Below are 12,880 nucleotides of genomic sequence, written 5' to 3'. Positions count from 1 at the left end.
GCAACACATTAAAAACGCCAGCTTGCTGGCGTTTTTTATTGGCCGTCAATTCTGTACAACCTAATTACAGATTCACACGGGCCGCTAACGCATCGGCATATTCCTGCCACTGCACCAGCACCTGCTGCTGCAACGGCGTCGCACTAACAGCCAACTCCTGCCGCGCCTGATTAAATGCCTCAAGGGTATTGGGTGCGCCAAATTCAGGGCTGGACAAACGTTGCTGACAGAAAAGTTTCCAGCGTTGTAGCTCCTCGCTGTTCAGCGTATAGGGGAAGTTACGCGCACGGTAGCGAAATAATAATTCCGGCAATCGATGATCATCAAAAGGCCACTGCTGTCTTGCTAATTGCTCGGGCTCTGCCATCCGGACTTGTTCACATAAGCGTCGATCACGGTCGCCAATAAAACCGTCGTAAAGCTGCTGTTCCGGGTCGGTATTCTCTGAAAAATCTTCGTCGGCATAAATGACCGCCAACTTATCGCGCCACAGTTCCTGTGCGTCAGTTAGCCGCAGTGCCCGCGCCTGGTAAATGTCCATATCCAATTGCAGGCGTTCACGATCTTCGGCCCGCAATACGTTCAAGGGCGCGACCACCGGGCAGCGATTGATATGCACCAGCTTCAGCGGCACCGGCAACTCACCTTCGGCAAGGTCATCACGACGGGTGTACAGGCGCTGGCGCAAGGTGTCGGCGTCAGTGTCAAACAGCCCCTGAGGGTCGAGGCCAAGGTCGCAGACAATCAACGCGTTGCGGTTGCGCGGGTGCCACGCCAAGGGCAGAACAACGCCGAGGTAATGACGTTCGGCGGAAAACCGCCCTGATATGTGCACCATTGGTTGCAACAGGCGCACCTGGTCCATCACCCGCTGTTTACTGCGTAATTGAAACAGCCAGTCGTACAGCTTGGGCTGCTTCTCGCGCACCAATTTAGCCAGGGCGATCGTGGCGCGCACGTCGGATAGCGCATCGTGGGCCTGCCCATGGTCGATCCCGTTGGCAGCCGTCAGACGCTCAAGCTTGAGGGTCACACGCCCGTCCTGCTGCGGCCACTCGATACCTTCCGGACGCAGGGCGTAGGCGGTGCGAACCACATCGATCAAGTCCCAACGACTGTTACCGCCCTGCCATTCGCGCGCGTAAGGGTCGAAGAAATTGCGATACAGGCTGTAGCGCGTCATTTCATCGTCAAACCGCAATGTGTTATAGCCGGCACCACACGTCCCCGGCGTTGCCAGTTCGGCATGTACGCGGGTCATGAAATCAGCCTCGGCCAGGCCCTTTTCGGCCAGTATGGCGGGGGTGATCCCTGTAATCGCACACGCGGCGGGATGGGGCAGGATATCGTCGCTGGGCTGACAGTAGATGTTGACCGGCGGGCCGACCTCGTTGAGTTCGAGATCCGTACGAATGCCGGCTACCTGGAGCGGTCGATCACTGCGCGGGTTGATGCCGGTGGTTTCATAGTCGTACCAGAAAATGGAGGTCACGGGCTATTCCTGTGCTGAAGATCGACAAAGTCTAGGCGTTGACCCCGGTTCGGGGCCAGCACCAAATCAACTGTACAAACATCCAGCAAAACCTTGAGTGGTTGCTTCCATCGCGGACGCTGTTAGCATCCGTGTCACCCAGCCGCTCTGCACTGCCAAGGATCGCGATGCCATCAGCCCCATTGGATACCCGCTACCAGATCGAGACCCCAGAGGGCATCGACCTGCCACTGCGCCCCGCCGGCCTGGTGCCACGGGCGCTGGCATTTGCCTTCGACCTAGGCGCACGCGCAGTGATCATGGGCGTATTGCTGGTGCCATTAGCGCTGCTCGGCAATATCGGGATCGGCCTGGGCTCGCTGCTGCTGTTCCTGGTCAGTTGGTGGTACATGGTGCTGTTCGAAGTCCTCAACCAGGGCTGTTCACCGGGCAAACAGGTCATGGGCCTGCGGGTAGTACAGGACGATGGCACGCCCGTTGGCTGGTCAGCGTCACTGATCCGCAACCTGCTGCGGTTCGTCGACATGCTTCCGTTCGGCTACTTCCTCGGCGCGATCAGTTGCCTGCAGCACCCTCACTTCAAACGCCTTGGCGACCTGGCCGCCGGCACCTTGGTGGTCTATCACGAGCAGCCCCTGGCACGCCCCCAGATACCTCAAGCTGCGGCACTGCGCCTACCGTTTGCCCTGGACCTGAGTGAGCAGCGGGCGATCCTGGGTTTCGCCGAACGCCAGGCTGAACTGTCGGCCGAGCGGGTACACGAACTTGCCTCCATCCTCGCGACACCGCTGCAGGTATCCCCTGCCCGCGCCGTGGAGCAACTCAATGGCGTGGCCCGCGGCCTGCTGGGGCCAGCATGAAACAGAGCCTCTTCGAAAGCCGTTACCAGCCCCAATGGCAAGCCTTTGCCGAACAACTGAAGCAGTTGGAACAAGGCAAGGCCAAGGCCGGTGACCTCGCCGACTTTCCTCATCAATACCGCCGCCTGTGCCAGCACCTGGCCCTGGCCCAGGAGCGTGGTTACAGCAGTTACCTGGTGGACCCGCTGCAACAATTGGCATTGCGCGGCCATCAACAACTCTATCGCCACCGCAGCCAGTTGGCAGCGAATGTACTGAGTTTCTTACTGGCCGACTTTCCGCGACAAGTAAGGGAACAATGGCGCTTCGTGTTGATTGCCAGCCTGCTGTTCTTTGGCAGCCTGCTGGGCATTGCCCTGCTGGTCTACCTGTTTCCCGACCTGATCTACAGCATTGTCAGCCCACAGCAGGTGGCCGAGATGCAGGGCATGTATGACCCCGATGCCAGCCGCCTGGGTCGCGCCGCCGAACGGGCGTCAAGCGAAGACTGGATGATGTTTGGCTACTACGTGATGCACAACGTCGGCATCGCCTTCCAGACATTCGCCGCCGGGTTGCTGTTCGGCCTGGGCAGCGTGTTTTTCCTGATATTCAATGGGCTGATCATCGGGGCGATTTCCGGGCACCTGACCGAAATCGGCTATGGGCAGACCTTTTGGTCATTTGTCATCGGCCATGGAGCCTTTGAGTTGACGGCCATCGCCCTCGCTGGCGCCGCAGGCTTGCAAATGGGCTGGGCGCTGATTGCGCCTGGGCAACTGACACGCAGCGAATCCTTGCGACTTGCCGCTCGCAAAAGCGTGCAGCTGCTGTGCGGTGTCATGGTGTTCCTGCTGATCGCAGCCTTTATCGAAGCCTACTGGTCGTCCACCACCCAAATCGACCCTTGGATAAAATACATGGTGGGCACTGCACTTTGGCTGTTGGTGGCTGCTTACCTGACCTTTGCCGGACGGACTCGCCATGCGCCTGAGTGATGCCAGCGTGGCGATTCGCCCGCGAACCGCATGGGAGGCCATGGACCTTGGCGTATTAATGGCCCGGGAGCATCGCGTGCTGTTGATGGGAAGCTGGGCGCTGGTGACCCTGCCGGTGTTTGCCCTGCTCACCGCGTTGCTATGGAACTACCCATCCACGGCCATCTTCCTGTTCTGGTGGTTCAAACCGGCGTTCGACCGCTTGCCTTTATACATTCTCTCCAAAAGCCTGTTCGGCGAAACGCCTGGCCTCAAGCAGGCGGTGCGCCAATGGCCAAAACTGCTTAACAGCCAACTGCTGGCCAGCCTGACCTGGCGCAGACTCAGCCTCAGCCGCAGTTTTGTGATGCCGGTCAGTCAGCTCGAAGGCCTGGACGGCCAGGCGCGTCAACAACGCCTGGGGGTGCTGCTGCAGCGTAACGCCGGTGCCGCACGCTGGTTGACCACTGTCGGGGTGCACCTGGAAATCGGGCTGTGGTTTGGCTGCATGGCGCTGTTCTACCTACTCATTCCGCAGCAACTTGAACTGGATTGGGACTGGCAGCGGTTGGCGTTGGCGACGGGCTCCGAAGCCTTGTGGCTGGAGCATCTGGGCAACGCGTTCTACGCCTTGATACTGGTGCTTTGGGAGCCCATTTATGTCGCCTGTGGTTTCAGCCTTTATCTCAATCGCCGCACCGTGCTGGAGGCGTGGGACCTGGAGCTTGTATTCCGCCGCCTGCGCCAGCGCCTGAGCAACGTAGCGTCGCTTTTACTCCTGGCGCTCGGGCTGACATTACTGCCATACAGCCCGCACGCCATGGCAGAGGAAGGCAAACCACTGAGCCATGAAAGCGCAAGCCAGTCCATCAAGTCGCTTCTGGACCAGCCCCCCTTCAAAAACCCGGAGACCGTCACTCGCTATCGCTTTGGCGAAGAAAAGCCCGTTGCTAAAAACAAGGCTCACAGTGACGGCAAACTTCCGGCGTGGCTGCAAGCACTGCTGGACAACTTCAACAGCAATACTTTCAAGCATGTCGCCCAAGGTCTGGAAGTGCTGTTGTGGAGCGTACTGATCGGCGGCCTGGTCCTACTGATATGGCGTTATCGAGAATGGCTGCGCACCTTTGTCAGCCGGCGCGAGCCACGTAAACCCAAAGCAGCCAAACCAGTACCCGCGCAGTTGTTCGGCCTGGAACTGGCCACCGAGAGCCTGCCCAGGGATATCGCCAGCACTGCCGAGCAACTCTGGTCGACCCAACCCCGGGAAGCCCTTGGCCTGTTGTATCGTGGCCTGCTGAGCCGCTTGCTGCATGACTTCAACCTGCCCCTTAAAAGCGCCGACACTGAAGGCCAGGTGCTGGAACGCGTTCACCTGTTACAGCAACCACAACTGATGGCGTTCAGCGATGAGTTGACCCGGCACTGGCAAAACCTGGCCTACGGCCATCAACTCCCACCCGCCTCGGCCCAGCAAAAACTATGCAACGATTGGCGTGCCCTGTTCAGTTCGGGGGGCGCCCAATGAACCGATGCTTACTAGGGATAGGATTAGGGATAGGACTGCTGCTGGCATGCCTGATCACTGCCGGCGGCTTTTACGCCTGGAGCAAGGCGATCCCCTATGAAGAGGTGGTGGACCGCGGCCCCGCGCCGCAAGCCCTGGCCAATCCCTATTTGGCTGCCGAACACTTTCTGCGCCAGCAAGGCCTGCCCGTGGAACATGCCAATAGCCTCGAACGCCTGGCCACCCTGCCGGCCGCAGGCAACAGTCTGTTGCTGCTGGAAGAACGCAGCAACATGTCGCCACGCCAGGTCATGCAGTTGCTGGACTGGGCGAAGGCCGGTGGACATCTCTTGTTAGTGGCCGAAGCACTCTGGGATGAAGAGACCGGCAAAAGCGGCGACCTGTTGCTCGATCACCTGCACATCCACCAGGCGCTGAGTGACGAACCCGAAGAGCCCGCACCAGCCAGTAAAAAGAAAGCGCCGGACCTGACCAAACTCTATATCGACAATGACACCGCCCCGGCCTACTTCAGCTTCGATACCGACTTCAACCTTATCGACCCCAGGCACCTCGCACAATTTTCAGCCAATAGCGCCAGGTCGAGCCACCTGATGCAACTTGACCTTGGGCAAGGCCGCGTTACGGTAATCACCGACAGCGAACTGTGGAAAACACCCGAGATCGGCAAGCACGATAATGCCTGGCTGCTGTGGTACCTGAACCAGGGCACTGCCGTCACCCTGCTGTCCAACAGCAACGCGGATGATCTGTTCACCCTGTTATGGCGTTATTTCCCCCAAGCAGTGGTTGCGCTCATTGCACTGATAGCCCTGGCACTCTGGCAGGCCTGGATGCGCCAGGGCCCGATCCAGGCCCCAGCCTCCAAGGCGCGCCGGCAATTGCAGGAACACTTGAAAGCCAGCGCCGACTTTCTGCTGCGCCGCAGCGGTCAAGGCACGCTATTGCAGGCTTTGCAGCACGATATCCTGCGTGCGGCACGACCCCGCCATCCAGGCTTCGAACATCTCGACACAGCAGACCAATGGCGGGTACTGGAGCACCTGACGCGCCAACCCTCTCACGTCATCAGCCAGGCCCTCGGCCCACTCCCGGCAAAACGGCTTTCCAGCGCCGATTTCAGCCGGCAGGTGGCATGCCTGCAAACCCTCAGGAATGCCCTATGAGCGATTTTCCCAGCACCACAGCCTCGACCGGCGCCCCCCTGCAACGCGCCAGCCAGCAAGCCCAGGCTCTGCGTATTGAACTGCGTAAGGCGGTGATCGGGCAGGATCAGGTGATCGATGACGTACTGACCGCACTGATCGCCGGCGGCCACGTATTACTTGAAGGTGTCCCCGGGCTGGGCAAGACCTTGCTGGTGCGTGCCCTGGCCCGTTGCTTTGACGGGGACTTCGCGAGGATCCAATTCACCCCGGACCTGATGCCCAGCGATGTCACCGGCCATGCCGTGTACGACCTGCATACCGAGCAGTTCAAGCTGCGCAAGGGACCCGTGTTCACCCACCTGTTGCTGGCCGACGAAATCAACCGGGCCCCAGCCAAGACCCAGGCGGCCCTGCTCGAAGCCATGCAGGAGCGGCAAGTCACCCTCGAAGGTGAAGCCCTGCCCATCGGCCAGCCGTTCATGGTATTGGCTACCCAGAACCCTATCGAGCAGGAAGGCACCTACCCCCTGCCGGAAGCCGAGCTGGACCGGTTCATGCTCAAGGTACGCATGGACTATCCCGACGCGCAGCAGGAACTGGATATGGTGCGGGAAGTGACGCGCTCGTCACGGGCCGACATGCTGGATGTGCAACCTTTGCGCACGGTGCTGCAGGCCGAAGATGTGCTGCAACTGCAACAGATCGCCAGTGAACTGGCCCTGGATGAACACGTACTCGATTATGCCGTGCGCCTGGCACGAGCCACGCGCAGCTGGCCGGCCTGGCCATCGGCGCAGGCCCACGCGCGTCAATCGCCCTGGTACGCGGCGCCCGCGCCCGTGCGCTGTTACGTGGGGGCGAGTTCGTCACACCGGATGACATCAAAAGCTGCGCCCTTGCGGTACTGCGTCACCGGGTACGCCTTGCACCAGAACTGGACATCGACGGATTGGAGGTCGACCAGGTACTCAAGCAACTGCTCGACCAGATTCCGGCACCCCGGCAATGAAACGCCCATGAAACCGACCCGTCTGCTATTGGTCTGGCTTGGCGTGCTGCTGGGCTTGAACATCCTGCTGGGCACTGCGGCCGCGTTGCAGCTCAAGGTACCCGATACCCTGCATTCCGTGGCGTGGGGCCTGCTCCTGGCGCTGTTCCTGTTGGCCTTGCTGGACGCGCTGCGACTGCGCCGTAGACCATCACCGCAGGTGCATCGGCACATGCCGGGCAGCCTCGCGCTGGGACGCTGGGGCGAAGTACGCCTGGCCCTGGAACATGACTCTCCACAGGCGCTGACGGTGCAGGTGTTCGATCACGTTCCCGACGGGCTGAGCCTGGAAAACCTGCCCCAGTCCATCGAGTTGCGCCCCGGTGAACGCAGCGAGCTGGGCTATCGGCTTCGGCCCTTACGGCGCGGGCATTTCACGTTCAGTCGATGCGAAGTCCACCTGCCCAGCCCACTGGGCCTCTGGTCCGCCAGGCGCTTTATCGAAGTCGAGGACGCCACCCGCGTCTATCCGGATTTTGCCCGACTGTACGGGGCACAACTGCTGGGGGTGGATAACTGGCTGAGCCAACTGGGGGTGCGTCAACGCCAACGACGGGGCTTGGGACTGGAGTTTCATCAACTGCGCGAATTTCGTGACGGCGACAGCCTGCGGCAGATCGACTGGAAGGCCACCGCCCGGCAACGCACTCCCATCGCTCGGGAGTATCAGGACGACCGCGACCAGCAGATCGTGTTCATGCTCGATTGCGGCCGACGCATGCGCAGCCAGGATGATGAGTTGTCCCACTTCGACCACGCCCTCAATGCCTGCCTGTTGCTCAGTTATGTGGCCTTGCGCCAGGGCGATGCGGTGGGGTTGTGCACCTTTGCTTCTGACCAGTCACGCTACCTTGCGCCGGTCAAGGGCAGTAGCCAGTTGAACCTGTTGCTCAATGCGGTCTACGACCTGGACACCACCCGACGAACTGCCGACTACGAGGCGGCGGCCAGTCAACTGCTAGCCCGACAAAAGCGGCGGGCATTAGTGATCGTGGTCAGCAATCTGCGGGATGAGGACGATGAAGCGCTACTCAGCGCGGTCAAACGCATCAGCCGTCAACATCGGGTGCTGGTGGCCAGTATGCGGGAGGAAGTCCTCGATCTACTGCGCCAGTCTCCCGTACAAACGTTGCCCGAGGCTTTGGCCTACAGCGGCACTGTCGACTACCTCAATACGCGGGATGAATTGCATGACCGTTTGAACGCACACGGTCTGTCGGTGCTGGATACGCTGCCATCAGCCATGGGCGCAGCCCTGGTAACACGCTACCTGGGTTGGAAGAAAGCTGGAGTCTTCTGAAAAAAGCGCACGACTGCGGGGGGACAGCACCATTCCCCCGGACATGTCGACTGCATGCTGCTTCTAGGCCGAAGCCTCCAAGGGATCGAAGCTGAAGTAATGCAACAGCACCTTGATGAGCTGCCCATATTCCTTGGGCGCCTGAAGCACGCTGAACCCGGAATCGTAATGCTGCGGGTTGATATCTTCATGGCTCCACAGGCAGGTCGCCGTGAGGTCAATGGCATGGAAGGTGTCGTCAGCCCCGGGAATTTTCAAGCGCAACTCGAATTCCGCGTCGACCATCATGGGTAACGGGCTGATCAACATCAGTCCGTCGTCAGAGATGTTACCCAAATATCCGATGGGCTTGTCGGTCAGGCGGTTAAACACCTGCAGGAAATAAGGAAGTTGATGCCGCTCGATCCGACGGTCGGTAAACATGATGAGATCGCCATCCAGTGGCCATGACTCTGGCCGTGCCAGTGATTCGGAACGAGCGCAATTGCTCGCTCTCCCTGGACCTCGGTGTGACGAAAGACAACGCCTTGTCACTGCACAACTGCCGAGTCCGGGCCCCGCATCCGCTCCAATAGAAACCTATACAAACGGACATTCAAAGGATAGCTCAAGACTGGCGATGGGCCAGTTATTAAATGACGAATGCCATTACAAAGAGGCCGGACGCGGCACTGCAACGCTTGCACCGGGGTAGTGCCCCAGTTGTTGCAAGGTGTCCAACCTTGCGCGTGCACGGTAGGCGTATTCGCTCGACGGGTACTGATTAATGATGAATTGGTAGGTTTGCACCGCATCGACGAACAGCTTCTGTCGTTCAAGGCATTGCCCGCGCAGCATCGAGACCTCCGGCTGCACATAGCGCCGGGTACGGCTCTCGCGGTCGACCTGGGACAATTCCAGCGTGACACGCTCGCAGTCACCGACCTTGTACGCACGGTAAGCGTTGTTCAATGGTGGTCCATCGACCAGCGGGTGCAGCCGACAACACTGACGGCCAGGGCAGCAATGAGCAAAATTCGCATGAGGGTTCTCCTGTCTTGTGCAGTGTATCGACCCCTCGTCGAAAATCTTCAAGGATGTTGGTCTATTCAATCGGAGCGAAAACAAGCGAATCGTCGATAAGTAGTGCAAACGAACAATGACTACAACCAAAGAGCATAGTAGCCTTCCTCAGCGCTTGAACTCAGGAGTCTGTGCATGTCCGTCCGTCGTACCAAAATCGTCGCCACCCTTGGCCCGGCCAGCAACTCGCCGGAAGTCCTCGAACAGCTGATTCTGGCTGGTTTGGACGTTGCCCGTCTGAACTTCTCCCACGGCACCCCGGACGAGCACAAGGCTCGCGCCAAGCTGGTGCGTGACCTGGCCGCCAAGCACGGTCGCTTCGTCGCATTGCTGGGTGACCTGCAAGGCCCGAAAATCCGTATCGCCAAATTCACCAACAAGCGTATCGAGCTGAAGATCGGTGACAAGTTCACCTTCTCCACCAGCCATCCGCTGACCGAAGGTAACCAGGACGTCGTGGGTATCGACTATCCGGACCTGGTCAAGGACTGTGGCGTCGGTGACGAGTTGCTGCTGGATGACGGCCGCGTAGTCATGCGTGTCGACACCGCCACCCCGACCGAACTGAACTGCACCGTGATCATCGGCGGCCCGCTGTCCGATCACAAAGGCATCAACCGTCGCGGCGGTGGCCTGACTGCTCCAGCCCTGACTGAAAAAGACAAGGCCGACATCAAGCTCGCCGCCGAAATGGAAGTGGACTACCTCGCCGTGTCCTTCCCGCGTGACGCCGCTGACATGGAATACGCCCGTAAACTGCGCGACGAAGCCGGCGGTACCGCCTGGCTGGTGGCGAAGATCGAACGCGCCGAAGCCGTGGCCGATGACGAAACCCTCGACGGCCTGATCAAGGCATCCGACGCCGTGATGGTTGCCCGCGGCGACCTGGGTGTGGAAATCGGCGACGCCGAGCTGATCGGTATCCAGAAGAAGATCATCCTGCACGCACGCCGCCACAACAAAGCGGTGATCGTCGCGACCCAGATGATGGAGTCGATGATCCAGAACCCGATGCCGACCCGCGCCGAAGTGTCCGACGTGGCCAACGCCGTGCTCGACTACACCGACGCCGTGATGCTCTCGGCTGAAAGCGCCGCCGGCCCGTACCCGCTGGAAGCCGTGCAGGCCATGGCGCGCATCTGCGTCGGCGCCGAAAAGCACCCGACCAGCAAGACCTCCAGCCACCGTATCGGCAAGGTCTTTGAAAGCTGCGACCAGAGCATCGCCCTGGCCGCCATGTACACCGCCAACCACTTCCCGGGTGTTAAGGCGATCATCGCCTTGACCGAAAGTGGCTACACGCCGTTGATCATGTCGCGCATCCGCTCCTCGGTGCCGATCTACGCGTTCTCCCCACACCGCGAAACCCAGGCCCGCGCTGCGATGTTCCGTGGCGTGTACACCGTACCGTTCGACCCGGCTTCGTTGCCGCCCCATGAAGTCAGCCAAGCGGCCATCGACGAGTTGATCAAGCGTGGTGTCGTGGAGAAAGGCGACTGGGTCATCCTGACCAAGGGCGACAGCTACCACACCATCGGCGGCACCAACGGCATGAAAATCCTGCACGTTGGCGACCCAATGGTCTGAGTCAAACGCTGAAAACAAAAGCCCTGCCATGTGAATGGCAGGGCTTTTTGCTTTTGATGTGGCTTAGCGTTTGGTGATAAACCCCGATAACGCCGCAATCGCCTCCGGTGACTTCAAACGCTGGACGAACAACGCGCCCTCCTCCTCAATCACCTGCCGCAACTGCTCACGATCCACACTCTTCATCAATTGCTTGGTCACCTGCACCGCCCCCGGCGCCAGCGTTTCAAAGCGCTCGGCGATTTCCCGCGCCTTGGCCAACGCCGCTTCGCCACTGCCCAACGCCTCGGTGGCGATCCCCCATGCAGCAGCCTGCTCCCCGGTAAACCCCTCGCCCAGCAACAACAATTCAGCCGCCTTCGCATGCCCCAGCAAACGCGGCAGGATCAGGCTCGAACCAAACTCAGGACACAGCCCCAGGTTAACGAACGGCATGCGCAAGCGCGCATCACGGCTGATATACACGAGGTCACAGTGCAGCAGCAGGGTTGTGCCAATCCCCACCGCCGCTCCTGCCACCGCCGCAATCACGGGCTTACGACAGTTGAGCAGGCTTTTCATAAAGTGAAACGGTGGGCTGTCGAGGTCGTTGGGCGGCTGTTCAAGAAAATCGCCGATGTCATTACCGGCGGTAAAACACTCGCTGCTGCCGTGGATCAGCACGGCGCTGATCGCTGGATCGGCATCCGCCAGCTCCAGCGCCTCGGCGAGTTGGGTGTACATGGCGCGGGTCAGGGCGTTTTTCTTGTCCGGGCGGTTGAGCTGCAGGGTCAGCAACCCGCGCTCGCGGTGCAGCAGGATGGCGTCGGTCATGGTGCGTCTCGCGGCTGTAGGGTTCAGCGCTCAACCACGGGGCAGGAACACATCGGCCAGCAGTTGATTGCGCGGCAGTCCCGCCAGGAACAGGCGCTTGGAAAACGCCTCGACACTGGCAGGGTGTCCGCAGAGTAAGGCCAGCGTTTGCCGGGAAACAAGCCGCAGTTGCGCCAATGCCTGGGTCGACTCAGCCGCCGTCCACAACTCCACCGACAGGTTTGAATGCTGCGCGGCCAGCGCTGCCAAGGGTTCGGCCAGGTAATGGCCGTCGGCATCATGGGCCAGGTGAATCACACGGATGGCGCCTTGGTGATCCTGACGCAGCGCCTCGCGCAACACGCCCCACAACGGACCGAGGCCCGTGCCGGAGGCCAGCAGCCACAGTGGCCGGGCTTGCCAGTCGGGATCGTATTGCAAAGCGCCGCCGCGCAGCTCGCCAAGGCGCAATGGAGCGCCGACCTGCAACTGCCGAGCGAGATCACTGAATTGACCGGGCTGCCGGCAATCGATATGAAACTCCAGAAATGCATCTTCCTGGGGCAAGCTGGCCAAGGAATACGGTCGCGCCACGTTCCCGGCCCACAGCACCAGATGCTGCCCGGCCCGATATCGCAGGCCGCGCTCGGGTTGCAGGCGCAGGCGCACAACATTCGAGTTCAGCCAGTCGACGCCCACCACCCGAGCCGCCAGACCATCACGTTGCGGATCAAACGCTTCAACCTGCAGATCACCCGTCACGTGGCACTGACAGGCCAACCGCCACCCGTCCTGGAGTTGCGCGGGGCTCAGGGCATCGGGCTGCCGGTCCTCGACCTCGCCCCGGCAACGCACCAGGCACGCATGGCAACTGCCGGCGCGGCAACTGTAGGGCACGGCCACGCCCGCCTGGTTCAAGGCATCCAGCAGGTTGCTACCGGCAGTTACCGACCAATGGCGTTCGCCAACGTACAGTTCAGGCATATAAGGGCTCAATCACAGGGGAGGCGCACAGGGAATCATGCCTGCGACAGTTTGACCATAGTCGGGTGTATCGGCCACCGCGCCGGGTTATACTGCCGCGCCTTTTTAGCGTCGCGCCTACAA

Annotated in this window: 10 protein-coding genes and 2 pseudogenes; 7 read left to right on the top strand and 5 right to left on the bottom strand. The window is 60.5% G+C overall.

Features of this window, described 5'->3' with window-relative positions:
• Window positions 1–64: 64 nt before the first annotated feature.
• Complete coding sequence (sbcB, locus tag IQK56_RS09645; RefSeq protein ID WP_150762053.1) at window positions 65–1,492, bottom strand: exodeoxyribonuclease I; 1,428 nt, start codon at window positions 1,490–1,492, stop codon at window positions 65–67.
• 167 nt (window positions 1,493–1,659) lie between these two features.
• Between sbcB and IQK56_RS09640 the strand changes: the two genes are divergently transcribed.
• The 6 genes and pseudogenes from IQK56_RS09640 to IQK56_RS09615 all read left to right on the top strand — a co-directional run bounded on the left by IQK56_RS09640 (window position 1,660) and on the right by IQK56_RS09615 (window position 8,332).
• Window positions 1,660–2,352, top strand: coding sequence for an RDD family protein (locus IQK56_RS09640; protein WP_193861809.1), 693 nt, complete (start codon window positions 1,660–1,662; stop codon window positions 2,350–2,352).
• On the top strand, window positions 2,349–3,329 hold the full coding sequence (locus tag IQK56_RS09635; protein WP_193861808.1) for a stage II sporulation protein M: 981 nt from the start codon (window positions 2,349–2,351) through the stop codon (window positions 3,327–3,329). Before IQK56_RS09640 ends, IQK56_RS09635 begins: the two co-directional genes overlap by 4 nt.
• Window positions 3,316–4,836, top strand: a complete 1,521-nt coding sequence (locus tag IQK56_RS09630; RefSeq protein WP_193861807.1) for a DUF4129 domain-containing protein — start codon at window positions 3,316–3,318, stop codon at window positions 4,834–4,836. The genes IQK56_RS09635 and IQK56_RS09630 overlap by 14 nt, the downstream gene beginning before the upstream one ends.
• Complete coding sequence (locus IQK56_RS09625; protein ID WP_193861806.1) at window positions 4,833–6,002, top strand: DUF4350 domain-containing protein; 1,170 nt, start codon at window positions 4,833–4,835, stop codon at window positions 6,000–6,002. Before IQK56_RS09630 ends, IQK56_RS09625 begins: the two co-directional genes overlap by 4 nt.
• Window positions 5,999–6,993 (top strand): annotated as a pseudogene (locus IQK56_RS09620) (AAA family ATPase). The gene IQK56_RS09625 and the pseudogene IQK56_RS09620 overlap by 4 nt, the downstream one beginning before the upstream one ends.
• Before the next feature lie 7 nt (window positions 6,994–7,000).
• Window positions 7,001–8,332, top strand: coding sequence for a DUF58 domain-containing protein (locus IQK56_RS09615; protein ID WP_193861805.1), 1,332 nt, complete (start codon window positions 7,001–7,003; stop codon window positions 8,330–8,332).
• 63 nt (window positions 8,333–8,395) lie between these two features.
• Here IQK56_RS09615 and IQK56_RS09610 read toward each other — a convergent pair whose 3' ends face one another.
• Both IQK56_RS09610 and IQK56_RS09605 read right to left on the bottom strand, forming a co-directional pair.
• On the bottom strand, window positions 8,396–8,755 hold the full coding sequence (locus IQK56_RS09610; RefSeq protein ID WP_122306497.1) for a PilZ domain-containing protein: 360 nt from the start codon (window positions 8,753–8,755) through the stop codon (window positions 8,396–8,398).
• A 225-nt stretch (window positions 8,756–8,980) separates the two neighbouring features.
• Window positions 8,981–9,354, bottom strand: a pseudogene (locus tag IQK56_RS09605) (tetratricopeptide repeat protein).
• A gap of 175 nt (window positions 9,355–9,529) precedes the next feature.
• Here IQK56_RS09605 and pyk point away from each other — a divergent pair.
• A complete protein-coding gene (gene pyk / locus IQK56_RS09600) occupies window positions 9,530–10,981 on the top strand; it encodes a pyruvate kinase (protein ID WP_032890873.1) in 1,452 nt (483 codons plus the stop codon).
• A gap of 63 nt (window positions 10,982–11,044) precedes the next feature.
• On the opposite strand, the gene IQK56_RS09595 is transcribed toward pyk, so the two are convergent.
• Together IQK56_RS09595 and IQK56_RS09590 are read right to left on the bottom strand one after the other, a co-directional pair.
• Window positions 11,045–11,794, bottom strand: coding sequence for an enoyl-CoA hydratase-related protein (locus IQK56_RS09595; RefSeq protein WP_150675596.1), 750 nt, complete (start codon window positions 11,792–11,794; stop codon window positions 11,045–11,047).
• A 30-nt stretch (window positions 11,795–11,824) separates the two neighbouring features.
• Entirely contained in the window at window positions 11,825–12,757 is a 933-nt protein-coding gene (locus IQK56_RS09590) for an iron-sulfur-binding ferredoxin reductase (protein WP_193861804.1), read from the bottom strand.
• Window positions 12,758–12,880 lie beyond the last annotated feature (123 nt).

The sequence above is a fragment of the Pseudomonas cyclaminis genome (assembly GCF_015163715.1).
In the GTDB taxonomy this organism is placed as follows: domain Bacteria; phylum Pseudomonadota; class Gammaproteobacteria; order Pseudomonadales; family Pseudomonadaceae; genus Aquipseudomonas; species Aquipseudomonas cyclaminis.
Note: the sequence above shows the minus strand (reverse complement) of the source record. Positions and strands in the feature narration are given on the sequence as shown.